Source organism: Vreelandella titanicae BH1 (assembly GCF_000336575.1).
Lineage (GTDB): Bacteria > Pseudomonadota > Gammaproteobacteria > Pseudomonadales > Halomonadaceae > Vreelandella > Vreelandella titanicae.
This window is the reverse complement of sequence record NZ_AOPO01000007.1, coordinates 1-22,966: the sequence shown is the minus strand read 5'-3', so window position 1 is coordinate 22,966 and position 22,966 is coordinate 1. Positions and strand designations below refer to the sequence as shown.

Sequence of the window (22,966 nt, the reverse complement as noted above, 5' to 3'; positions counted from 1 at the left end):
GCTTTTCCAACGTGCGGTACGTCTTTATGTCATTCACCAACCACCGCAAAATGCAGCTCTACGGCGCGCTTCTGCTGCTGCCCGCTGCGCTACTGCTGACGACGTTTGCTTATTTACCGACCGTGACAACGGTCATTAACAGCCTGTTTTTACCCGGCTTTCGCGGAGGCCCCACTGAATTCGTAGGCCTTGAAAATTATCAGGTGTTGTTCGATGACCCGACTTTTTGGAAAGTAGCTCGTAACAACTTTATCTACGCCGTCGGTACGATTCCTACGTCTATCGCGCTGGCCTTGGGTATGGCGCTGTTCGTCAATGGCAAGCTTCGCGGGCGCGGCTTTGTGCGCATGGCGTATTTCACGCCGACCATTCTGCCCATGATTGCCGCGGCCAATATATGGATGTTTTTCTACGCGCCGCAGATTGGCCTATTCAATAAACTGCTCGGCATGCTGGGCTTTTCCGGGGTGAACTGGCTGGGCGATCCAAGCGTTGCGTTAAGCTCGGTGATCGTGATGTCGGTGTGGAAAGAAGCCGGCTTTTTTATGATCTTCTACCTAGCGGCGCTACAGAGCATGCCACCTGAGTTAAAAGAGGCAGCTGATTTAGAAGGCACTAGCCGCTGGAGCTTCTTTTGGCGTGTCACCTTTCCGCTACTCATGCCCACCACGCTGTTTGTGCTGATCAACGCGCTGATTAACTCGGTGCGGGTCGTGGATCACCTGTTTATCTTGACCAAGGGCGGGCCCAACAACGCCACCAACCTGCTGCTTTATTACGTCTACGAGAATGCGTTCTCGTTCTTTGACCGCACCACGGCCGCCACCATTACGGTGGTGATTCTGCTGGTGCTCGCGGTAGTGGCCACGCTTAAGTTCACGATTTTAGATCGCAGGACGCACTATCAATGAATACGACCACTACCTATGCGCCCCGCTCCCGTTTCGTCTCAATTCCAGCACTGGAAACAGTGGCCGCGTGGCTACTGGCGATTATTTGGATTTTTCCGCTGCTGTATGCTTTTTGGGCTGCCTTTCACCCCAGCGAGTTTATGGTGAACTTTGAGCTCTTCGCCCCGCTGACGCTGGAGAACTTCACTAACGCCTGGTCTCAAGCGCCCTTTGCCCGCTACTACTTGAACACCTTTGCGCTGGTGACAGGGGTGGTGATCGGTCAATTTGTAGTCTGTACCCTGGCGGCGTTTGCCTTTGCGCGCTTTCCGATTCCCGGCAAGAACGTTTTATTTATGCTGGTGCTGATTCAGCTCTTTGTGTTCCCCGAAGTGCTGATTGTCGAGAACTACCGCATCGCCAGCGAGCTGGGGCTGATTAACACCATCACAGGGATTGGCTTACCTTACGTGGCCAGCGCCTTGGGTATTTTTCTGCTCCGCCAAACCTTTAAAACCATCCCCCGTGAGTTGGAAGACGCCGCCCGCATCGAAGGCTGCAACTGGCTGGAAATTCTCTGGAAGGTCTACGTACCGCTCGCCAAGCCCACCTACCTTGCTTACGGGCTGGTCTCGATTAGCCACCACTGGAACAACTTTATCTGGCCACTGGTGGTTACCAACTCGGTAGAGAGCCGCCCGTTAACGGTCGGCCTTGGGGTTTTCTCCGCCCCGGAAACCGGCGTTAACTGGGCCACCGTCAGCGCCGCAACACTGCTCAGTATCGCCCCGCTGCTGATCGCCTTCCTGCTGTTCCAGCGCCAGTTTGTGCAGTCGTTCTTACGGGCGGGGATTAGGTAAACCCGCTTTATTCAAGACGGCAAGCCAACAACGAAGGATGGGGGCGCCTTGCACTCCCTGTTTTACCACCCCTCCACAACTTACCCAGTAAGGCGGCCTGTCTCACTCGACTAAGGTCTCGCCACTAATGTCGCATTGCCTCCTGCGGGGATATCTTGTGCTATTAAAACACTCGAATGATACGAGTGTTTTAATCAGTCATTTCATACCTCGAGTTGCCCTTGGCACACCCGTAGATGCAGTGACTTCAGCATCATGGATCAACAATAACAACCATATAGCACGAGATACGGAGGTATCTTAATGGCAATGCTCGACTACAAAAACTATACCAGTGAAGCATCCATCGAATTGCTGCTGACATCCCACAAGCTCGCCACCTACGCCAGCCTGTCGGGCGCCATTGGCATTCCGCAGACTCGGGAAATCATACAAGGATTCACAGACCTTTACCCGATGGTGCCTACCCCAATGAGATAGATACCGGACTGCCCGGGGGATGGCGGGAACTGACGCCGACCGAGCTTGGCCTACCCGCGAGCGCCCTCGATGGGGCCGGCCACTACATCATCGAGAGCCCGATTACCGGCACCCTGCCGACTGGCCCCCAAGCCAAGCTGCTTGGCGAGTTCGATGAACAGGGACAACTGACCCGGGTATCGCTGACCTTCACCGGCACCAACTCGCCGGTGGATATTGTCGACTACCTGCAACTCAATGCTGGCACCATCGCACCCAACCTTGAGCCGCTGCTCATTGCGCTCAAGAATTACAGTCAGGCCAACGGCCTGGAGGCTGAGGACGCACTGATCACCGGCTACAGCCTGGGGGGCGGGATGGTGAACATTATGGCGCGCTTTCGCGAGGAGTTGGCCGACGGCTTCTTCGCTGAGGCCGACTATATCGGTCACGAGTCGCCACTGATCTATGACGATCCCGAGGTGGTGTACAACTACGGCTACGAGAATGATGCGGTGTATCGTGTGGCAGGAGACGCAGATACCTTCCTCGAGGCGCTGCAGGAACAAGGGCCACTGCTGACCCACCCCAACACCTCTTACGAGTCGAGCGGGGACAATGTCGTACTGTTCAACGATATGTATGGTTCACCATTGTGGCCATTACCAGCTTTCTCACTGCTGAACATTCCGGTGAGCTGGTATGCCCATGTCGATGGCATAATCACGGATGCCATTCAGCGTATCGCTGATTCGCCCTTCTATGAATACACCGACCGTGACAGCGCGGTGGTTGTTTCCAGTCTTTCCTCTCTATCACGCTCGTCGGTCTGGGTAGAGGACAAGCAGACCTCGAGCTCAAACCATTTTGGCCAACCCGCGTTTCTAATTGGCACCGAACATGCTGACAAGGTTCGCAGCGGTGAGAATAGCGACTACATCTACACTGGTGGGGGAGATGACTTGATTCGGCTATCCAGCGGTGCCGATGGCGGCTCGGGAGTCAACACTCTGCGCCTCAAAGGCGATGGGGCGGATTGGGATGCCTATCAACTCTCGGACGGCACGCTGTTCCTCAATTCCAAGCAGGATCTTGGATTGAAGCAAGTGGAAAATGTCAGTTACGTGGAGTTCGAGGGCCTGTCGCTACTCGACATTTCACTGACCCAGCAACGCTACAGTGTCGGCGAGCGCGGACTCGAGGACGAACGCTTCGACCCATTCGGTCTATTCAGCCAAGACCTTGAGTATGGCGAACATATAGAAGGCAGCGCTGGTGACGACGAACTCACTGGAACAGTGGCCTTCGGCGGTGTAGGAAACGACACCCTGACGGCGCTGGAGAGCGGTAGCTTGCTACATGGCGGCGAGGGAGATGACACGCTGGTAGGCGGCCTGGGCGATGATCAACTCTATGGTGGTGAGGGCGACGATACCTTGATTGTGCGTGGCGGCAACGATGTACTCTATGGAGGAGTGGGCGACGACCTGTTCATGTTCGACGAGGGGTATCAAGGCAGTGCCGTGATCAAGGACTTCAACCAGCATGCGGGGGATCAGGACTGGTTGGTGTTCATGGGTGAGTTGTTCGCGGATCAGGAAGATCTGCTCGGCAGCGCCAATCAGATGGACAATGACGTGGTCATCGCCCGGGACGGCCTCTATGTCACGGTGGAGAGCATTGGCATCGCCGAACTGGTCGAGAGCAGCCAGTTCCTGGCCTGAGTCTTGGCTATCCGCGCGCTCGCCTGCTGGCGAGCGCGGTTCCCTCTCGTACTGGCTCTTATAGCCTGATCTCAATCAGCCACCACTGGAACAACTTTATCCGACCATTAGAGGTCACCAACTCGGTAGAGATTTTGCTCTTCCAGCGCCAGTTTGTGCAGTCGTTATCTACGCGCTGGGATTCGCTAGGCAAAATCCCTTGAGTTTTCGTGCGACAATTCTTCCTCAAGCACGAGATAAGGAGAGCATTGATGCACGGCGCCCCTCACCCGGCAGCCCTCAAGGTGTTGCAGGAAGTATTTGGTTACGACAGCTTTCGCGGCCCACAGCAGGCTATTATTGAGCATGTAATGGCCGGTGGCGATGCGCTGGTGCTGATGCCTACCGGCGGAGGCAAGTCGCTGTGCTATCAAATCCCTGCACTGCTGCGCGAAGGCACCGCGATTGTGGTCTCGCCGCTGATCGCGCTGATGCAGGATCAGGTGGCGGCGCTTGAGCAGAACGGGGTCAGGGCGGCTTACCTGAACTCCAGCCTCGATTATCACGAGGCAGTCGAGGTGGAGAACCGCCTGCGGGCGGGGGAGCTGGATCTTTTGTATGTCGCGCCCGAGCGGCTGGCCACGCCCCGTATGCAGATGCTGCTGGAGCAGACCCGGATTGCACTGTTCGCCATTGATGAAGCCCACTGCGTCTCCCAGTGGGGCCACGATTTTCGCCCCGAGTATCGCCAGCTCTCCCAGCTTCATCAGCGCTTTCCCCTGGTGCCCCGCATCGCCCTCACCGCCACTGCCGATGTGCCCACCCGGGGCGATATCATGGAGCATCTGCAGCTCCAGGAAGCGGCGCTTTACAACAGCGGCTTTGACCGGCCCAACATTCGCTACCATATCGCCGAAAATCAGGGCAACGCCAAGGAACAGCTGCTGCGCTTTATTCGCGAGCACCACGACGGCGAGGCGGGTATCGTCTACTGCCTTTCCCGGCGCAAGGTGGAGGAGACCGCCGCCTGGCTGGAACGCCAGGGGCTGACAGCACTGCCCTACCACGCGGGGCTTCCCCCAGAGCAGCGCCAGCACCACCAGACCCGCTTTCTGCGTGAAGATGGCGTGGTGGTAGTGGCTACCATCGCCTTTGGCATGGGCATCGACAAGCCCGATGTGCGTTTTGTGGCACATCTCAATCTGCCCAAGAGTATCGAAGCCTACTACCAAGAGACCGGCCGCGCCGGGCGTGACGGCCTGCCCGCCGATGCATGGATGGCGTTTGGTCTTCAGGACGTGATCACGCTGCGCCAGATGCAGCAGGACTCCAGCGCCGCCGACCATCAAAAGCGCATCGAACAGCAGAAGCTCGACGCCATGCTCGGGCTGTGTGAAATCATCAGCTGCCGCCGCCAGGCGCTGTTGCACTATTTTGGCGATCATCTGGACGCCCCCTGCGGCAACTGCGACAACTGCCTGACCCCACCCGAGACCTGGGAGGCCACCGTGGCGGCGCAAAAGGCGCTCTCCTGTGTCTACCGCACCGAACAGCGCTTCGGCGTGACCTACCTGGTGGACGTACTGCTAGGCAAAAGCAACGAGCGCATCACCCGCTTTGGTCACGACCGCCTCAGCACCTACGGCATAGGCAAAGACCTCTCCGCCAACGAATGGAAGGCGCTCTTTCGCCAGCTGATTGCCAGCGGCTTTTTAAGCGTGGATATGGAGGGCCACGGCGGCATTATGCTCACTGCCAATGCCAAGCCGGTGCTGCGCGGCGAGCAGAACCTCACTCTGCGCAAGCCAAGCAACAAACCCAGCAAAGCCAAAACCGCCCGACGGGGAAGCAAAGGCGCCTCTGCCCCGCAGGGCCACGGCCCGCTGTGGGAAGCCCTGCGACAGCACCGCCGGGAACTGGCCGAAGCACAGGGCGTACCAGCCTATGTGATCTTCCACGACGCCACCCTGGCTGAAATGATCGAGCAGAAACCCCAAAGCCTAGCGGCACTAGGCGCGATCTCCGGCATCGGCGCACGCAAGCTGGCGGATTACGGCGAGGGCTTTCTGGACGTCATTCTGGCGCATCAGGAAACCGAGCAAAGCAGTTGAACCAGCGCGCCGGGCATTAAAAAAAGCTCAAATGGTCAATATTTTCAAAAATCGCTCACTTGGCGTATTCTATACATAAGTGAGGAGGAAGATAGATGGCTATTCAACACAAAACCGCCGACAAGCGCCGCGAAATGGGGGTCGCTGCGATGCGCACCTACCCCAACATTTCACACACATGGGGTTTGAAAGAGAGTGAAGCTGCTCTTCTGCTCGGGGTGCCTGATTCCACCTATCGGCGTTGGAAGCAGGCACCAGAGAATGCCCGCCTGGATGCCAATCATCTGGAGCGAATGTCGTTGATCCTCGGCATCTACAAAGCACTGCATATACTATTGCCCAATAAAGAAGCGGCTAACAGTTGGTTGCAGCGAGCCAACCGTAACCCTCTTTTTGCCGGTCACACACCAATGGAGCGCCTGTTAAACGGACAAGTCTCCGACCTCTACGTTGTTCGCCAGCATTTGGATGCCGCGCGTGGTGGGGGGCATGCGTGACATTCCCGTTGAGCAACGTTACGTGGCGGCCCAGTTACCGCGTTATTCCCTCGCGTTTCCCTCCCATTGATTTATTCGAAGGCGTCAACAGCAACGCTGATGACTGGGACTTACTCAATGAGCTGGAGGGTGAAACCTCCGCAAGGCTACGTGAGGAAACGGGAGCTATTCACTTGGTTCGTGATGACGACCGTCGCTACGGCCCCGGCTGGACGCCCGTCATGGCGGCCTTCTGCCACTTCCCCGCGACCGGTTCGCGTTTTAGCGATGGCACCTTTGGCGCCTACTACTGCGCACTCACCGAAGCCACCGCCATTGCCGAAACCGTTTACCACGCAGAGCGCTTTATGGGGGAGTCAAACGAACCGTCCATGATGCTTCAGCAGCGTGTTTATCTGTCAGATTTAACGGGCCAACTAATTGATTTACGCCGACAGGATGCGGCCCAAACGCTTCTCAGACCGGATAGCTGGGCAGCTGGGCAAACCTTGGGGAGAAAAGCCTGGGAGGAACACACGGACGGCATCGTTTACCCTAGCGTTCGAGACCCTGAAGGCGAGTGTGCCGCTGTGCTACGGCCGCCCGTGCTCTCCGCCACAAGGCAAGGACGGCATCTTGGCTATGACTGGGATGGTCAGCATATCCGCCATGTCTATGAGCTAACGCTATTGGGCTAGCGATTAACTTTCGCTCCTAATTTTCGCCGCGCCCCAGGCAGTGTTCGCCGCGTGCTATCGCGGCGGCATCAAATACGCCGGTATCCAACACCCAAGCCGTCACGAGCTTGGCGGGAGTGACGTCAAAGGCCGGGTTCCACACCGGTGCATTATCGGGTGCCCAGATAACCTCGCCAAAGGCACCAGCGACGCCGCGGATCTCGGCGGGGTCGCGCTGTTCAATAGGAATGTCCGCACCAGTGGCACAAGCGGGATCAACCGTAGTGTAGGGAGCTACCACATAGAACGGCACCTGGTGGTAGTGAGCGATCACCGCCAGCATGTAAGTACCCACTTTATTGGCGAAGTCGCCGTTGGCGCAGATACGGTCGGCGCCCACCATCACTTTATCTACCTTGCCCGCTGACATCAGGCTGGCAGCCATGCTATCGGTAATTAGCTGGTAGGGAATGCCCAGGTCGGCCATCTCCCAGGCGGTTAAGCGGCCACCTTGCAGCAGCGGGCGGGTTTCATCCACAAATACATGCAGCTCTACACCGCGCTGTTTGGCCACTGCCAGCGCACCAATCGCCGTGCCCACCCCGGCGGTCGCCAGCGCGCCAGTATTGCAGTGGGTCAGCACACGGTCACCCATTTTCAGCAAGTCAGCGCCCCGTTCAGCCATGCGTTGGCATAGCGCGCGGTCTTCTGCAAACAGTCCAGCGGCACGTTCGGCCAGGGCGTTGGCGCCTTGCTCAAAGCAGGCTTCCATGGCATCCAGGCAGTACATTAAGTTGACTGCTGTGGGACGCGTGGCGCGTAAGCGATCACTTACCCACTGCCAATCACTTTGTGGATGGCGAGCGGCGTATTGGGCCAGTACAAAGGCGGCGCTCAAACCAATCAGCGGCGCCCCGCGAATCGCCAGGTTTTTCACCGCATGCTGCCACTCTTCTGGCGAGTCACAACGCACCCACTGCTCCGCCTGGGGCAGTTGGGTTTGATCCAAATACTCAAGGTGGTCGGCATAGACCCGTAAACTGCGTGACTGTAAGTGGGGCATTGATGGACTCCTTGAGCACTTGAGTAGCGGAACAACGGCGCGGCTTATCAGGCGCGAAGCTTATCATATAGAATGGCTGCCACTAGAAGAGGCGACGCAGATCCTATGATGACGCTACAAACTGAACTGCTGGCCGCCATTTCGTGGGCGGCGCAGCAAGGCTGGACGCCAGCCACCGGCGGTAATTTTTCCGCCCGTACCGAGGCTGGCTATCTTGTCACCGCCTCTGGGCGGGATAAAACCCGCATTCAGGCCGATGACCTCTTGCTCTGCAACCTGGATGGCAAGGTGCTATCCGGCGATGGTAAGCCTAGCGCAGAAAGCGATCTACATGCCGCGCTCTATCGTCTGGATGCGTCGATTAACTGCGTGCTGCACTCTCACACCGTGGCCAGCACGGTGCTGTCGCGACGATTTCCTAAGGGCATAGAGCTCAACGGCTTTGAAATGCAAAAAGCCTTAGCGGGCAACGAGACCCACGAGGCTACCATCCGGTTACCGGTGGTGCCCAACTCCCAGGATATGGAAGAACTGGCCGAGCAGGTACGCAGCGGCTGGCCGATGCCCTGGGGCTTTTTGGTCGCAGGGCATGGCATTTATGCCGTGGGCGATAGCATTGCCAGCTGTCGCCGCCACCTGGAAGCGATTGAGTTTTTACTTGCCTGTGTTCTTGAAGAGAGTCGGTGGTCTTAAATGAGTAATTCAACTGTTCGCGCCATTGTGACCGATATTGAAGGCACCACCACGGACATTAACTTCGTCCATAAGGTGCTTTTTCCCTACGCCCACGCCAAGTTGCCCGACTTTCTACTTGCGAATGCAGACACACCTGCAGTTGCCGAGCAGATTGATGCCGTGCGCAGTGAAATGGGCGCCCCTGATGCCACGCTGGAATCAGTTATTGCGCAGTTGCTGCACTGGATCGAGACTGACCAAAAAGTTACTCCGCTGAAAGCACTGCAAGGTATGGTGTGGGCCGATGGCTACCAGCGCGGCGACTTTAAAGGCCATCTATATAGCGATGTAGCACCGGCACTGCGCCAGTGGAAAGACTTGGGCAAGGCGCTGTACGTCTACTCGTCCGGCTCGGTGCAGGCGCAGAAGCTGCTGTTTGGCTATAGCGATGCGGGCGATCTAACCCCGCTATTTAGCGGTTACTTTGATACCCATATTGGTCATAAACGTGAGGCTGCCGCTTACCATCGCATTGTCACCGAGCTTGACCTGCCGCCAGCAGCGGTGCTGTTCTTGTCGGACGTGGTCGAAGAACTGGACGCCGCCAAACAGGCAGGCATGCAAACCCTGCAGTTGGTGCGCGAAGGCACACAGGCGGGCAATACCCATGCTTGCGTTACTCGCTTTGATGAAATTGCGCTTTAGGAGACCCTACGATGTCGCAACTAAAAGTATTTGCTGATCAAAACCCTAACGATGCCCTGATCGACACCACTGACGGCGAGCAGATTACCGCTGAGCTACACAAGGTGGGTGTGCTTTTTGAGCGCTGGGCCACGCCAGGCGAGATTGCCGCTGATGCCACCCAGGAAGATATCTTGGCGCTTTATCAGCAAGATATCGACCGGGTAAAAGCCAAGGGCGGCTACCAAACCGTCGACGTGCTGCACATGGTGCCTACACATCCAGAAAAAGAGGCCATGCGTCAAAAGTTCTTGAACGAACATCGCCACCACGAAGATGAAGTGCGCTTCTTCGTCAAAGGTCAGGGGCTGTTCTGCCTGCACATTGAAGACAAGGTGTATCAGGTTCTATGTACCCGCAACGACCTGATTAGCGTACCCACCAACACGCCCCATTGGTTCGATATGGGCCCTGCGCCAGAATTCACTGCGCTGCGCTTCTTCGATAATGTGGAAGGCTGGGTACCACACTGGACCGAAAGTGATATCGCCGGGAAGTTCGATCGCTTGGATCAGCTTTGATTAGTGAATAGTAAATCGTAAGTAGTGAATCGTGGGAGGCAGTTGTAGCGCGGCGTAAGCGTCAGCGCACCCGCGAAGCAACGCGCGAGCGTTGCCGAAGGTGGCACCGAGGCCGGATCAGGCGCGGAGGCATCATCCAGGCGGCTGGCGCCGCCGTCGCGGGTGCCTCATACGCTCGTTCCTCGCGAGATTCGTTACGCCTCGCTACGGGGCTTAGCAATAGTTGCGCTGAGCTCATTATGTAGCGCGGCGTAAGCGTCAGCGCACCCGCGGAAGCAGCGCGCTAGCGGTGCCGAAGGTGGCACCGAGGCCGGATCAGGCGCGGAGGCATTATCCAGGCGGCTGGCGCCGCCGTCGCGGGTGCCTCATACGCTCGTTCCTCGCGAGATTCGTTACACCGCGCTACGGGGCAGGCGTTTACAACACCTCTTGCTGGTTATACGCCCTGGCTAAATCCACCAGCGCGGTAAGGTCACTATAGGCTTCCGGCTCCATAATCAGCGTTTGGCCCATCAGCACATTGCGCGCTTCAAGCTTGGCGCGCAGTCCTGTGTCTTCTATCTCTTCAAAGTCGGCGTTGTGGGCCAGTGATAAAACACGGCGGTGCATTTCGATGCCGCAGTAGGCCAGCGCATCCAGGCGAATCTCTTCCAGTAGCGCATCACAAGCGTCGTCGGCGCTATTGCCCTGCTCTTCAAACAGCGATTTGGGAAATAGAATGCCCGTCCGCTCGGTTTGCCACAGGTGGCGAAACTCGGCATCAAAGTGGCTAAAGCACGCCTCGACCACATCAAGGATCCACGCCTGATACTCATCAAGCTCACCTTCTTGACGGTGAGCGGGCTGGCTGAAGTAGGCCATCAGGAAGTTGGCCACCGCCATACCCAGGTCAAAAGTCATCGGCCCGTACTGGGAAAACTCGGGATCAATGACCCGCACATCGGTATCCGTGGCCATAATCGAGCCGGAGTGCAAATCACCGTGCAGCATGGTTTCGGTGTTCGCGGTGAACTTCATCAACAGCCGCTGTACTTTGGCCTTTAAACGCGCGTTACGGCGCAATTCATCCACCACCGGTGAAAGCTCCGGGGTGTGGTGATTCATTTCAGCGCCGTAATAAGGGTCGGTAAATACCAGTGATTCGGTAATGGCAGGAATCGCCACATTGCCGGAAAACAGCCCCACATCCGCCTTTTTCTCTGGGCTACTCAGCGAAAGCTCTGAGCCACGAAACGCCGTGCGGGCGCAAAACTTGCCGATGGTTTCGCCAAGTCGAGCGACTCGCTCACCGTTGATCAACTTACGGCGCAAGATAGTGTGGGGGTGCAGATACTCCATCACAAACAGCGCCTGGGGCTTGTCGAAGTAGTAGACTTCAGGGGCAATGCCCGGTGCACGCTTGGCCTGACGCACCAAGGCGTAGTACTCAAAGTGGGCACGATAGACCGGCAACGGCCAACTCTCGCCGACCATACGTACATAGGGAAGCGCCTGCTTAACCACTACACTGCCCGCGTCACCGGAGACGATAAACACTAGGTTGAGGTTGCCGTCACCCACCTCGCGAATGTCCCAGCTCGCGGGTTCTTCGCCCACGCGTCTAACCACCGCCTCAACATCACCAAGCCGCTGGGATAGAGTGTCAACGCTTAGCGCGCGGTAATGTTGATCAATCTCCACAGTTCTCTCCTCACAAACGTTTACGTGTTTGGCTAGGGCCTGTTGGCCCGTTAATCTCCACGATTAGGCTGATACGCTTAAGCCATCAATAGCATTATCGCCAGATGATGAATCAATCGCACTAGCCACCCATACACGGTTGCGGCCTTGCCGCTTGGCTTCATAAAGCGCTTCATCTGCCTGAGATAATAGTTCGGCTGGGGCAAGGCTAACTTTCGGGTAGAGTACTGCAACGCCAACGCTAACGGTAACAACGCTTTGCGCCGAGACACCGTGATTAGGAATTTCCAAGGCCTCCACGTTGCACCGAATGCGCTCGGCCGCCGGTTTTGCCGCCTCAGGCGATGCATTGGCTATTAGCACTACAAACTCTTCACCGCCAAAACGCACCACTAAATCGGCATCACGGCTATTGGCCTGCATGGCAGTAGCGACTTGGCGCAAGCACTCGTCACCCTGAGGATGCCCATAGTAGTCGTTGTAAGCTTTGAAATGATCGATATCGATCACCATCAGCCCTAAACAAAGGCCTTTATCGGTAGCCTCCTGCCAGCGCACAGGAAAAACCGTATCGAACTGGCGCCGGTTGGCAAGATTGGTTAAAGGATCAGTCACCGACATGCGCGACAGTTCCTGGTTATCTTTTAAGTAATAGCCAGCGCGGAGCTTTTCTTTCAATACATGCAAGTAGGAGGTTCGCTCGCTCTGCTCGAAACGATAGTTGGCCACTAACGTAAACAGCGTCTGAGCGATAATAGTAAATATTGCTAGCCGCTTCGCCTCTGGCGGCATGGGGTCATAAGATAGAACAAAAAGCAGTATTATAAATATACAAATGGCAGATGAGACGCAGGCATAGTTAAACCGCAGTGAGTAAACAATATTACCCACCAGCAAAATAAGGCCGAAAGAGAAAACATCCAGGTAAGAGTAAGGAACGGTGGATTCCACCAAGATCAAACATGAAATCACCGTAGCAACGATCACCGTACTCGCCATTAACGTTTCACGTTGGGCTGGAGACACACCACGGTAAACCCACCACAGAATTGGCATACCAAAAGGCAGCATTACCCCCACCCTTAACGCTAGCGCGGTGGCGAAAGTATCCGGTCGAAAGCTGTGGTCGTTGATCAAAAACAAGCAGTAGATGATCGCCGATATCAACCCTGCCATGACCATGCTACGGCTACGTTGGCGCTGAGTATCTTCTTCAAACCTTGCTTCCACTTCATCAGCAAAACGTAACCGCCAAGGCCCTCTACGCAACTCATCTTCCACCGCTGTCAGCAGCGTGTCATTGATCATTACTCGCCCTCAATGCCGCACCCGGTTACTTGTGGCTTTCATGTATCATCAATGAACATCAGAAGCCTAATACTACCTTTGAGTACGACGATAGTGTGCCACAATAGCGTTTAGTTAAAATGAATATTGGTACACATGTTAAACGAAACTCATCCCAATTTTCATTAATTGAACATTCAACCAGGAGACTAATGATGCAGCGCCAACAGGATCCGGTGACTAACGACTGGACTTTCATCATTGGGCATCGCGAACTCGTTGTGCACCAACGCTATGAGGTGCTTAGCATGATCAACGACTTTATGCTGGGCATTTGGTTTACGATCGGCAGTGTCTGCTTTTTTTACCAGGGTGCGGTTCAAACTGTCGGCGTGTGGCTGTTTGTGATAGGTAGCATCCAACTGCTGATTCGCCCAGCGATTCGCCTTCACCGCTATGTCTATTTTAAGCAGTTGCCGGACACCGACCAGGACGCTTAGACACAAGCCCGTTCAACGCAGTTGGCTATCTTTACTACCACGACGGTTGTAGCCACTATAGGCCGACTGCTTTTTGTCCAATTCACCCTGACACACCACACACAGTCTAACGCCCGGAATCGCTTTACGGCGCGGTTCAGGAATGGGATTGCCACACTCTTCGCAAACCTCAAGACTTTCGCCGCGGGGCAACTGGCTACGCGCACGCTGCACCGCATCCTCTAGCGTGCTTTCCATCTGCTCTTGTTCGGCGCCATCTTTTGCCCATCCACCTGCCATAATCGCACTCCTCGCTTCGGCACTAGCAATCTATCAGCATAGCAGTAACGAGAAGCGTGCACCGTTAGCCCAAAAACCGAACGCCTTGGGCAGCCAAGGGGCTGCGTAGTTTGTCTGGCAGCGGTACATCGGTCACTACGGCATCATAATCACCCAGTTGACCCGCGGCGCAGCGTAGTGGCAGGTCGAACTTGGTTTTATCCAGCACTAACACGCGATAACCGGCATGGGCCAACAGCGCCTCACGGGCCATCACTTCGTCGTCGTTGTAGTCATAAAGCTGGCCATGGCTATCCATTCCCCCCACCGACACAATCCCCACATCGGCACGGTAGCGTTGAAAAAAGCGCCAGGCATCGCCGCCAATCACATCCTGGTCGCGACGACGCACTCGCCCACCGGCTACTACTAACTCACACTTCAACTGGCACAGCTTAATCAGCGCATGCAGGTTATTGGTCATGATATGCAGGCCTTGCTTATCACTCAGCGCATCGGCCAACTGCTCAACCGTGGTGCCCGTGCCTAAGAACAGTGCTTGATGATCCTGTACCAAGCTCGCTGCCCGCGCCGCGATCTGCCGTTTACCCGCCACGTTAACGATCTGACGCTGGTCGTAGCCGATATTTTCCTGCTCGGGAAACGGCAGCACCTCCCCTTGGCGGCGCAGCACCAGGCCTTTATCGGCTAGGTGGCGAATATCCCCACGCAGGGTTTGCACAGAAACCCCAAACTCGCCTGCCAGGCTGTCTACCGACTGGCGCCCTTGTGAGTGGATTCGCTGTAACAGCTGTTGTCGACGTTCGAACTGGCGCATAACCCCTCTCGGCACAACGAAAGCAAAAAGTGCAGCAAACGAAAGCTACAAAATGTTGAACGAAAGCATAGTGTCACTTTGTTGTAAGCAGATGACAGTAGCTTAGGTGGGGTTCACTCACTGGAGGTTTACCCATGTTGAAGCGCCCCCTGTTATCTATTCCGACATCTGCCCTTACTACTGCCGTCGCGGTAGCCAGCTTTTCCCTTTCGGCTCAGGTAGCGGCGAACGAAACGCTAACGCTCTACACCAGCCAGCCCAATAGCGATGCACAGCAAACCGTTGACGCCTTTGAAGCAGCCTATCCTGATATTGAAGTGGAGTGGGTACGCGACGGTACCACGCGCTTGATGACCCGGCTGCGCTCGGAACTTTCAGCCGGGGTGAGCAACCCTGACGTGCTGCTGATTGCCGACAGCATGACCATGGAATCACTTAAGCAAGAGGGCCATTTACAGCCTTACCTAAGCGATGAGCGCCAGGCCTATGACGCCGACCTGTATGACCCAGAAGGCTACTACTACGGCACCAAGCTGATCACCACCGGGATTGTCTATAACACCGGCGCCGAGCATCAGCCGCAGAGCTGGCAAGACCTGCTGGGGCCTGACTACGAAGGGTTGGTCACCATGCCTAGTCCGCTTTACTCCGGCGCGGCACTGATCCATATGGCGTCGATCACTGCCAACCCTGACCTTGGCATGGCGTATTACGAAGCGCTTCATGAAAACCGTACCGAAGCACAGGGCGGCAATGGTGGCGTATTTAATGCCGTGGCCGCGGGCACCAAGCCCTACGGCATCGTGGTGGATTTCCTGCCAATTCGTGAAGCTGCCAAAGGCTCGCCGGTCGAATTCGTGTTCCCGGAAGAGGGCGTGAGCGCGGTGACCGAGCCGGTCGCCATTATGCAAGGTGCAGAGAATGTCGAGGCCGCGCAAAAGTTTGTTGATTTTGTGCTTTCCCAGCAGGGCCAGGAGCTGGTCAGCCAGCAAGGCTATCTGCCTGCTCACAACGACGTTACCCCACCGGAAGGCTTCCCCGAGCGCAATAGCATTACCCTGATGCCGGTTGATACCGAGCAGGCATTGGCGCAGGAAGAAGAGCTTAAACAGAGTTTTAGTGACCTCTTCGGCGGGTAATCATGACGTCCGCTCTCATCTTTGACAACAAGACCGGTAACGACAACAAGTACGGCAGCCAGCACCGCTGGCTGCTTTCAAGCCTGCTGATCGCCATTGTACTGCTGAGCCTGGCACCCAGCCTGCGTCTGCTGATGGAGGCGTTGAGCGATCTTGCTCAGGGCCGCCAGTCACCGCTGTGGCAGGTGCTCAGTAGTGCCAGCACTTGGCGAGCACTCTGGCATAGCCTGTATACCTCGGGGCTCGGCATGCTGATCGCTCTGGTGCTGGGCAGTCTATTCGCCTTTGCCACCACGCTCACCAATGTGCGCGGCAAAGCGTGGCTGGTGTTCTGCTTTATGCTGCCGATGATGATTCCGCCCCAGGTTACCGCCCTGAGCTGGCTGCAGCTCTTTGGCCCGGCCAGCCCGCTACTGAAAAGCATTGGCTTGGCGCCACCACTGGGCAGCCCGCAACCACTCTACTCCGCTGAAGGTATCGCCTTACTGCTGGGCATCCAGAGCGCACCGCTGGTGTTTTTAGCCCTGCGCACCAGCCTGCTTTCGCTACCCCGAGAGCTTATTGAAGCCGCCCGCATTAGCGGTGCCAAACAGACCCAGGTGTGGGGTCACATTATTCTACCCGTGACCCGTAGCGGCTTGATCGCCGGGGGCGCGATGGCGTTTATCTCCAGCCTGGGCAACTTTGGCATCCCCGCCATGCTGGGTATTCCCGCAGGCTATTACGTGCTGCCCACACTGATCTACCAGCGTATGGCCAACTTCGGCACCGGGGTGTTGGCAGAGATGGCTGCGCTCTCCTTGCTGATTGGGTTACTGGCACTGGCCGGGGTGGCGTTACAGCAGCAGTTAATGAATCGCAGCCGCTTCGGGCTGGGCGGCCATAGTGGGCGCTCCCATGATTTCACCCTGGGAAGCTGGCGCTCGCTGGTGACCGCCACGCTCGTCGGGATCTTACTGATTATTCTGGTCGCGCCGCTGCTTGCCCTGATCATCAGCTCGCTGGTACCCGCCATGGGCGTGCCATTAAACGCCGAGACCGCCACCCTGAACGCTTACGCCGAAGTGGTGGGTCGCCAAGGCGCCACATGGCGAGCGGTGAACAACAGTCTGTGGCTGGCGGGCAGCGCGGCTGTGGTGCTGATGCTGCTCAGTCTGCCATTGGCTTACCGGCTACAGCGCCTGCCGGAGCGTTGGCGGGGTATGGTACTCAGTGCCATTGAGATTCCCTATGCGCTTCCCGGCGTGGTATTGGCCATTGCCTGCATCCTGCTATTTGTTCGCCCGCTGCCGATTATCAATGTGGCGCTCTACGGCACCTTGGGGCTGATTTTTATCGCTTACCTGGCGCGCTTTCTGGTGGTCTGCGTCAAGCCCGTCGCCGCCAGCCTGGCGCAGCTGGATCCTTCCCTTGAAGAGGCGGCACAGCTCGCGGGTGCAGGCCCCTGGCGGCGCCTGGGCAGCATTATTTTACCCCTGGTCGCGCCCGCGCTGTTCGCAGGCGGCCTGCTGGTGTTTCTGCTGGCGGTCAACGAACTGACCGTGTCAGCCCTGCTATGGAGCGCCGGTAACGAAACCCTCGGCGTGCTGATTTTCAACCTCGACGAAGGCGGCGAAAGCGTGCTGGCCTCTGCGGTGTCAGTGCTGGTGGTGATCATGGTCGCCTCGCTGATGCTGACACTCAGTTTACTGGCGCCGCGTTTACCCAAAGGAGTCATTCCATGGCAGAGCTAGACACATCAGGGTTAAACACAGCAGGGCTAACGATCGACCGTGTCACCAAGCGCTTTGGCGAGCAGACGGCAGTTGATGCGCTGTCGCTGACGATCAATCCAGGCGAGTTTGTCGCCCTGCTCGGCCCCAGCGGCTGTGGCAAAACCACCATGCTACGCATGCTGGCAGGCTTTGAAACGATCAACGACGGTACGATTCAATTAGCCAATCGCACCCTGGCCAGCGCCGATACCCATGTGCCGCCTGAACAGCGCAATATGGCCATGGTGTTCCAATCATATGCGCTATGGCCGCATATGAGCGTGGCTGACAACGTCGGCTACCCGGTCAAGCTACGCGGCCTGCGCGGGGCGGCGTATCAGCAAAAGGTGCAGCAGGCCCTAGCCCTGGTGGAGCTCGATGCCTACGCCGATCGCATGCCCCAAGCCCTTAGCGGCGGCCAGCGCCAGCGGGTGGCCCTGGCGCGCTGCTTGGTGAGCGACCCTTCGGTGGTGCTGCTGGATGAGCCGCTGGCCAACCTTGATCGGCACCTGCGCGCCACCATGGAGCACAGCTTCCGCGATTTTCACCAGCGCACTGGCGCCACGCTGGTCTATGTCACCCACGACCAAACCGAAGCCATGGCGCTGGCGGACAAAATCGCCGTGATGAAAGCGGGCAAGCTGGTTCAATGGGGCGCCCCTGAAACCCTTTACAGGCAGCCGAGAACCGCCTGGGTGGCGGGCTTTATCGGCCAGGGCAGCCAATTAAAGGTCGCCGCCGGTCACCCAGGGAAGCTCCTTGAGGGCGCGGCCCTGATGCGCGGGCTGAACGCCATCGAGTCCGAACGAACCCAAAGCGTGCTGGTGCGCCCGGAACATATTCAGATCAGCGCGGCACTAGCATCCTCCGCGGCTCCCACTCATAACCAGCTTGCCGCACAGGTGGAGAGCGTGATTTTCCGCGGCGAGCGCTATGAGCTCACACTGCGCCTGCCCAGCGGGGAAACACTGCTGGCCTACCACCACACCGCGCCCGACCTGGGTAGCCAGGTTGCCGTCGACCTTCAGCAGGGCTGGTGCCTGGAGCCCGACCAATGAGTGTCACTATCGAGATTCTCAGTGGTTTAGGCGCCAAAGGGCCTGCCGCGATAGTGGTAGCAGCCCAGGGAAAACGCTTACTGCTAGATGCAGGCGGTGCACTCCACCCGGATGACGCCATTACTTGGGCAAACAACCTGAATGTGGATGCCGTGCTGATTAGCCACGACCATATTGACCATATTGGCGGCGTGGCCGAGCTAGCGGAGAACGTGCCACTTTATTGCACACCGCTGGTAGCCAAGGCCTTGCCTCACAACCGCGCGTGGCGCTCCTTGCCCGAACGCGGTACGTTAGAGGTGGAAGGCATCACCGTTACTACCGGCCAAGCGGGGCACTCGCTAGGCGGTGTGTGGCTACATTTAGCGGTAGGGGGCGGTGTTTACTATAGCGGCGACGCCTGTTTTGAGTCGCGACTGTTTCCTTTTGATACTCCGCCGAAAGCGGCTATTGCGCTACTGGATGCCTCCTACGGCAGCTACGACCAACCCCAAGCACATTGTGTACAGGCCATTAGTGAGCATCTTTATCAGCCGCTGGCATTTCCAGTGCCGGAAACCGGCCGTGCCCTGGAAATGGCACTATGGCTGGCGGAAGAAGCTGACCAGCGGCAGTTAACGCTCGCCATCGACCCGGTGATTCGCGACAACCTGGCCGCGCTATTGGCACTGCCTGCAACACTGCGTCGGCCTGGGCTCGACCACTCGATTCGCTCGCTTTTAGCGCGGCAAAACGCTTGCCCGCCAACCCTTATGTTGATGTGCGATCGCAGCGATACGCCGGAACAGTGGCCCGACCACCACCTGCTCCACACCGGCTATCTGACTCCTGATCGCCGCGCCGAGCTAGCGGCAGGCCAAATCAGTTGGCAGCGCTGGAATGTTCACCTACGCGCGTCGCACCTGGTGGCGCTTGCCGATCAGTTGGGCGCCACTCAAGTGGTGCCGCTATTTACCCAGCTTGCCAATAACGAATTGAATGCCTGGCATGGACTACTAGGCGAGCGCCTCTGCACTGCCCAGCGTTTATCTGCTCATTCACGTCTAGTCACCCTTTCCAGTTTAGGGAGTTTTGCATGTCCGCAGTAATTGTTGATGTTGACGGCACCTTAGCCGAGTTTCACCCCCACCAGGTCAGTGACTGGGTGCTGGGCAGCCAAAAACAGTGGGAGCCCTTCTTTGCCCATATGGCCGAAGCGCCGGTGATCGAAGCGGTGGCCAAGCTGGTCAAGATACTGAAGGCCCAAGGCCAGCAGATCGTGATTTGCAGCGGCCGCCCGGATAGCCATCGTGAGCATACCCAGCGCTGGCTAGAGCGCCACACTATCCCCTTTGATGCCATGTACCTGCGCCCTGAGGGCGATGACCATATAGATGATGAAGAGGTGAAAGCCGCGCTACTCAATCAAATGCGCAGCGACGGCTTTACGCCTTGGCTGGTGCTGGATGACCGTGATGCCGTGGTCGCCCAGTGGCGCGCGCTCGGGCTTACTTGCCTGCAGTGCGCGCCGGGGGATTTTTAAGCGTTTGCCAGCTTGGTTCGGTGCTGCCACACCAGCACCGCCAAGGGCACCAGCGAGATAGGGATCAACAGTAGATTAAGTGTCGCCCAGCCTAAGCCGCTGACCAAGGGCCCAGCGAGCAACGCAGTGATAGCGGCGGTGCCAAAGACTAAAAACTCGTTGGCGGCCTGGGTGCGCGCTTTATCCACCGGGCGGTAGCTCTCAGTGAGCAGCCCGGTAGCGGGCAGAAAGGTAAAATTCCAGCCCAAGCCCAGCAAAATCAGCGCCACGTTGAAACCGGCTAAACTGATACCCAACTGAGCGACCAAGGCACTTGCCACCAGCAGCAGGCAGCCGGCCACAATGACTTGCTTAGCGCCGAAGCGGGTGGCCAAATGGCCAGTAAAGAACGAGGGTAAAAACATCGCTACCACGTGCCACTGAATGGTCATTGAAACATGGTTAAAGTGGTGTCCAGCCCCCGCCATGGCGAGCGGCGTGGCGGTCATGGCCAGATTCATCACGCCGTATCCGATCATCGCCGCGCTCACCGCCACAATAAATCCAGGCTGGCGGAGTATCTTACCCAGCGACAGTGCATTGCCTTCGCCGTGGGTGCGGGAAGCAGGCGGTAGTTGCGTCAGCATCAGCACCACTAACGCCAGTGCGTAGAGCGCTGCCAAGCCCACAAAGCTGCCCAGAAACGGCACCTCCCCCAGCTCACGGCTCACTCTGGCCAACCACGGCCCGGCAAATGCAGCCAGCACACCGCCCCCCATCACCAAACCAATCGCCCGGTCACGCATCGGCGTAGGGGCAGCTTCCACCGCGGCAAAGCGATAGAGCTGACCAAAGCCAATGCCGATACCAATCAGCCAGGTTGCCAGCAAGAACAGCCCAAAGCGCTCGCCGATCAGCGCCTGCACGGCGAGCAGTGCGCCCACCAGTCCCACAAGGTTGCCCAGTATAAAGCCGCGCTTCCGGCCCAGCCTGGCCATAATTAACGAGGCGGGAATGGTGGCACACATCAGCCCCAGCCACTGGGTGGCGACCGGCGCGGTCGACCAGGACGCACTTGGCGCCAAAGACGCCCCAATCAGCGGCGAAACGGCAATCAGTAAGACATTACCGGTAACCAGTAGCGCCTGGCAGAGCGACAATAGGGTGACGGTTAAAGGCATGAAACGCTCTCCTGAATAGAATCATCTGTATGGGAAGACGCAAAGCGCTGGCGATATACCGAGGGTGATACGCCGTAGTAACGCTGAAACTGGCGGCGCAGTTGTTCTGCGCCGCCCAGCCGCCAGCGTTGCGCCAGGCGCTCGAGGGATACGTTTTCGCGCCCGTTAAGCAGCGCCAAGCGCGCTTGTTCAAGACGTAGTTGGGTCAGGTAAGCGCCGGGGGTGGTATTTAAGTAGCGCCTAAATAACCGGGTTAAATGGCGCGGGGAGACCGCCATCAGGTCGGCCATGCTCTCAAGCCCGTGATCTACGCTGGGGTCGGCGTGGAGCTGATCCAGCAAGCGGCGCAGCGGCCCCGCCTCTTGTTGGTGTCGCAGTATCTCGCTGAACTGCGACTGCCCACCAGGGCGCTGCAAAAACACCACTAGCTCACGGGCCACTCGACCAGCTAGATCAGCACCGTGATCTGCTTCTACCAGCGAAAGCGCCAAATCAATCCCTGCCGTTACGCCTGCGCTGGTATAGCGAGCGTTGCTTTCGACATACAACGCATCGGGCTCGACGCTAAGCGCGGGGTACTCCTCGGCTAATTGCTGGGCATGGCGCCAGTGGGTGGTAACGCGGCAGCCATCCAATAGCCCTGCAGCGGCTAACAAAAATGCTCCAGAGCAGATGGACCCAAGTCGTCGTACCTCTGGGGCGATCTCACAAAGCGCCTGTTTCACGGCGGCTATTTCACTCTGCTGGATGACACCACTGCCACCCGCTACCAACAGCGTATCCAGGGGCAGTAAAGGGGTAAGTTGATGGTAGGTGTGCGTAGCGTGCACTGCTAGGCCGCCGTTGGTGGCAACCGGGCCGACGGCATCGGCGACCAGAGTTAACTGATAGAGCGGCTGGGGGCTTAGTGCATTGGCGCTGGCAAACACCTGCCAGGGACCGCAGACATCCAGCAGTTGGCAGTCGGGATAGGCAAATAGAGCAATATGGCGAGTCACAGTCTCTCTCCGCTAAGGGGGAATCGAAGCATTAGAGAGAGTGTCAGCGCTGCGGCTTATGTCGGCAAGGACGATTACCCCACCAATATAGACACATCTAAAAAGTTACAAAGCTTTCGCTCAAGGCATTCCCTAAGCAAAAGTTGTTTTACTCGTCGTTAGCCATAATCAACCCACGGCACCGCCACTTAGTGGCGGTGCCGTGGGGTTAGTCCATGACCCTAGCCGAACAGGTAGGACTCAAGGTCCGTTTCAACGCCTATCAGGTTGGCTGGATCCAGATAATTATCCACGTCTGGACGGCTGAGTTGTTGGTGTTCGTCGGAGTCCGTAAACGCCAGCACCATTTCAACCAGCGTAGCCTCTCCGTTTTGCAGCACCTCTTGCCAATACTGCTCGCCAGCGGTGTCCGGTGTGCGATTGAGCACCCGCTCATAAAGCGTATCGATGAAGGCCTCAACATCGAGCGGCTCGCCGGTGGTTAGCAAGTCTTCGCTTTCCAGCAGGCTGGCCGCTAGTGCTTCTGGTGTTTGGCCACTCTCCAGCCATTCATTAAACGTCGCCTCATTAGGTGACTCTCCGGCTAAGCCGGC

Annotated in this window: 25 protein-coding genes; 16 read left to right on the top strand and 9 right to left on the bottom strand. The window is 57.4% G+C overall.

Annotation, left to right across the window (positions count from 1 at the left end; all coding sequences use genetic code 11):
* The first annotated feature begins 26 nt into the window (after nucleotides 1-26).
* The 3 genes from HALTITAN_RS13865 to HALTITAN_RS25580 all read left to right on the top strand — a co-directional run bounded on the left by HALTITAN_RS13865 (nucleotide 27) and on the right by HALTITAN_RS25580 (nucleotide 2,230).
* The gene (locus HALTITAN_RS13865) at nucleotides 27-911 is read left to right on the top strand and encodes a carbohydrate ABC transporter permease (protein ID WP_039859503.1); all 885 of its coding nucleotides are present in this window, start codon (nucleotides 27-29) and stop codon (nucleotides 909-911) included.
* Nucleotides 908-1,750, top strand: coding sequence for a carbohydrate ABC transporter permease (locus tag HALTITAN_RS13860; protein WP_009287478.1), 843 nt, complete (start codon nucleotides 908-910; stop codon nucleotides 1,748-1,750). The genes HALTITAN_RS13865 and HALTITAN_RS13860 overlap by 4 nt, the downstream gene beginning before the upstream one ends.
* A gap of 303 nt (nucleotides 1,751-2,053) precedes the next feature.
* A complete protein-coding gene (locus tag HALTITAN_RS25580; RefSeq protein ID WP_161609182.1) occupies nucleotides 2,054-2,230 on the top strand; it encodes a hypothetical protein in 177 nt (58 codons plus the stop codon).
* Between the two features lie 50 nt (nucleotides 2,231-2,280).
* Here the strand turns inward: HALTITAN_RS25580 and HALTITAN_RS25575 are convergent, their stop codons facing one another.
* Nucleotides 2,281-2,661, bottom strand: a complete 381-nt coding sequence (locus HALTITAN_RS25575; RefSeq protein ID WP_161609181.1) for a hypothetical protein — start codon at nucleotides 2,659-2,661, stop codon at nucleotides 2,281-2,283.
* A gap of 30 nt (nucleotides 2,662-2,691) precedes the next feature.
* Between HALTITAN_RS25575 and HALTITAN_RS13855 the strand changes: the two genes are divergently transcribed.
* From HALTITAN_RS13855 to HALTITAN_RS13840, 4 genes are all read left to right on the top strand, one after another.
* Complete coding sequence (locus tag HALTITAN_RS13855) at nucleotides 2,692-3,933, top strand: calcium-binding protein (RefSeq protein ID WP_161609180.1); 1,242 nt, start codon at nucleotides 2,692-2,694, stop codon at nucleotides 3,931-3,933.
* A 251-nt stretch (nucleotides 3,934-4,184) separates the two neighbouring features.
* Nucleotides 4,185-6,023 (top strand): DNA helicase RecQ, encoded by a 1,839-nt coding sequence (recQ, locus tag HALTITAN_RS13850; protein ID WP_039859502.1) that lies wholly within the window; start codon nucleotides 4,185-4,187, stop codon nucleotides 6,021-6,023.
* 95 nt (nucleotides 6,024-6,118) lie between these two features.
* The gene (locus tag HALTITAN_RS13845) at nucleotides 6,119-6,520 is read left to right on the top strand and encodes an MbcA/ParS/Xre antitoxin family protein (protein ID WP_039859501.1); all 402 of its coding nucleotides are present in this window, start codon (nucleotides 6,119-6,121) and stop codon (nucleotides 6,518-6,520) included.
* Nucleotides 6,517-7,197 carry an RES family NAD+ phosphorylase gene (locus HALTITAN_RS13840; protein WP_009287476.1) on the top strand — a complete coding sequence of 227 codons (681 nt, stop codon included), beginning with the start codon at nucleotides 6,517-6,519 and terminating at the stop codon, nucleotides 7,195-7,197. Before HALTITAN_RS13845 ends, HALTITAN_RS13840 begins: the two co-directional genes overlap by 4 nt.
* A 16-nt stretch (nucleotides 7,198-7,213) precedes the next feature.
* Here HALTITAN_RS13840 and mtnA read toward each other — a convergent pair whose 3' ends face one another.
* Nucleotides 7,214-8,239 carry an S-methyl-5-thioribose-1-phosphate isomerase gene (gene mtnA / locus HALTITAN_RS13835; RefSeq protein ID WP_039859500.1) on the bottom strand — a complete coding sequence of 342 codons (1,026 nt, stop codon included), beginning with the start codon at nucleotides 8,237-8,239 and terminating at the stop codon, nucleotides 7,214-7,216.
* Between the two features lie 105 nt (nucleotides 8,240-8,344).
* Here mtnA and mtnB point away from each other — a divergent pair, with 105 nt between their 5' ends.
* From mtnB to HALTITAN_RS13820, 3 genes are read left to right on the top strand one after another with little or no spacing between them, the layout of a single operon-like run.
* Entirely contained in the window at nucleotides 8,345-8,932 is a 588-nt protein-coding gene (gene mtnB / locus HALTITAN_RS13830) for a methylthioribulose 1-phosphate dehydratase (protein ID WP_051052045.1), read from the top strand.
* Complete coding sequence (gene mtnC / locus HALTITAN_RS13825; protein ID WP_009287474.1) at nucleotides 8,933-9,619, top strand: acireductone synthase; 687 nt, start codon at nucleotides 8,933-8,935, stop codon at nucleotides 9,617-9,619. It begins immediately after the preceding gene.
* Between the two features lie 11 nt (nucleotides 9,620-9,630).
* Nucleotides 9,631-10,179, top strand: coding sequence for a 1,2-dihydroxy-3-keto-5-methylthiopentene dioxygenase (locus tag HALTITAN_RS13820; protein ID WP_039859499.1), 549 nt, complete (start codon nucleotides 9,631-9,633; stop codon nucleotides 10,177-10,179).
* Nucleotides 10,180-10,596: 417 nt separating this feature from the next.
* On the opposite strand, the gene mtnK is transcribed toward HALTITAN_RS13820, so the two are convergent.
* Both mtnK and HALTITAN_RS13810 read right to left on the bottom strand, forming a co-directional pair.
* Nucleotides 10,597-11,859: an S-methyl-5-thioribose kinase gene (gene mtnK, locus HALTITAN_RS13815; protein WP_009287473.1), complete on the bottom strand. Its 1,263-nt coding sequence runs from the start codon at nucleotides 11,857-11,859 to the stop codon at nucleotides 10,597-10,599.
* A gap of 63 nt (nucleotides 11,860-11,922) precedes the next feature.
* Nucleotides 11,923-13,167, bottom strand: coding sequence for a GGDEF domain-containing protein (locus tag HALTITAN_RS13810; RefSeq protein WP_009287472.1), 1,245 nt, complete (start codon nucleotides 13,165-13,167; stop codon nucleotides 11,923-11,925).
* A 191-nt stretch (nucleotides 13,168-13,358) separates the two neighbouring features.
* Here HALTITAN_RS13810 and HALTITAN_RS13805 point away from each other — a divergent pair, with 191 nt between their 5' ends.
* Entirely contained in the window at nucleotides 13,359-13,646 is a 288-nt protein-coding gene (locus HALTITAN_RS13805) for a YrhK family protein (protein WP_309599324.1), read from the top strand.
* A 12-nt stretch (nucleotides 13,647-13,658) separates the two neighbouring features.
* Here HALTITAN_RS13805 and HALTITAN_RS13800 read toward each other — a convergent pair whose 3' ends face one another.
* On the bottom strand, nucleotides 13,659-13,925 hold the full coding sequence (locus HALTITAN_RS13800; protein ID WP_022521873.1) for a DksA/TraR family C4-type zinc finger protein: 267 nt from the start codon (nucleotides 13,923-13,925) through the stop codon (nucleotides 13,659-13,661).
* Nucleotides 13,926-13,989: 64 nt separating this feature from the next.
* On the bottom strand, nucleotides 13,990-14,742 hold the full coding sequence (locus HALTITAN_RS13795; protein ID WP_035538847.1) for a DeoR/GlpR family DNA-binding transcription regulator: 753 nt from the start codon (nucleotides 14,740-14,742) through the stop codon (nucleotides 13,990-13,992).
* A 134-nt stretch (nucleotides 14,743-14,876) separates the two neighbouring features.
* Between HALTITAN_RS13795 and HALTITAN_RS13790 the strand changes: the two genes are divergently transcribed.
* Genes HALTITAN_RS13790 through HALTITAN_RS13770 form a run of 5 tightly spaced genes read left to right on the top strand, consistent with a single transcriptional unit; the run spans nucleotide 14,877 to nucleotide 20,215 of the window.
* Nucleotides 14,877-15,881: an ABC transporter substrate-binding protein gene (locus HALTITAN_RS13790; protein ID WP_009287471.1), complete on the top strand. Its 1,005-nt coding sequence runs from the start codon at nucleotides 14,877-14,879 to the stop codon at nucleotides 15,879-15,881.
* A gap of 2 nt (nucleotides 15,882-15,883) precedes the next feature.
* The gene (locus HALTITAN_RS13785; protein WP_009287470.1) at nucleotides 15,884-17,614 is read left to right on the top strand and encodes an ABC transporter permease; all 1,731 of its coding nucleotides are present in this window, start codon (nucleotides 15,884-15,886) and stop codon (nucleotides 17,612-17,614) included.
* Complete coding sequence (locus HALTITAN_RS13780) at nucleotides 17,602-18,693, top strand: ABC transporter ATP-binding protein (protein WP_039859498.1); 1,092 nt, start codon at nucleotides 17,602-17,604, stop codon at nucleotides 18,691-18,693. Before HALTITAN_RS13785 ends, HALTITAN_RS13780 begins: the two co-directional genes overlap by 13 nt.
* A complete protein-coding gene (locus HALTITAN_RS13775) occupies nucleotides 18,690-19,781 on the top strand; it encodes an MBL fold metallo-hydrolase (protein ID WP_027957000.1) in 1,092 nt (363 codons plus the stop codon). Before HALTITAN_RS13780 ends, HALTITAN_RS13775 begins: the two co-directional genes overlap by 4 nt.
* On the top strand, nucleotides 19,769-20,215 hold the full coding sequence (locus HALTITAN_RS13770) for a phosphatase domain-containing protein (protein ID WP_027957001.1): 447 nt from the start codon (nucleotides 19,769-19,771) through the stop codon (nucleotides 20,213-20,215). The genes HALTITAN_RS13775 and HALTITAN_RS13770 overlap by 13 nt, the downstream gene beginning before the upstream one ends.
* On the opposite strand, the gene HALTITAN_RS13765 is transcribed toward HALTITAN_RS13770, so the two are convergent.
* The 3 genes from HALTITAN_RS13765 to HALTITAN_RS13755 all read right to left on the bottom strand — a co-directional run.
* Entirely contained in the window at nucleotides 20,212-21,375 is a 1,164-nt protein-coding gene (locus HALTITAN_RS13765) for an MFS transporter (protein ID WP_009287469.1), read from the bottom strand. The genes HALTITAN_RS13770 and HALTITAN_RS13765 overlap by 4 nt on opposite strands.
* Complete coding sequence (locus HALTITAN_RS13760; RefSeq protein WP_009287468.1) at nucleotides 21,366-22,373, bottom strand: GlxA family transcriptional regulator; 1,008 nt, start codon at nucleotides 22,371-22,373, stop codon at nucleotides 21,366-21,368. The genes HALTITAN_RS13765 and HALTITAN_RS13760 overlap by 10 nt, the downstream gene beginning before the upstream one ends.
* Nucleotides 22,374-22,594: 221 nt before the next feature.
* On the bottom strand, nucleotides 22,595-22,966 hold a 372-nt coding region (locus tag HALTITAN_RS13755), incomplete at its 5' end, for a DUF4214 domain-containing protein (protein ID WP_039859494.1).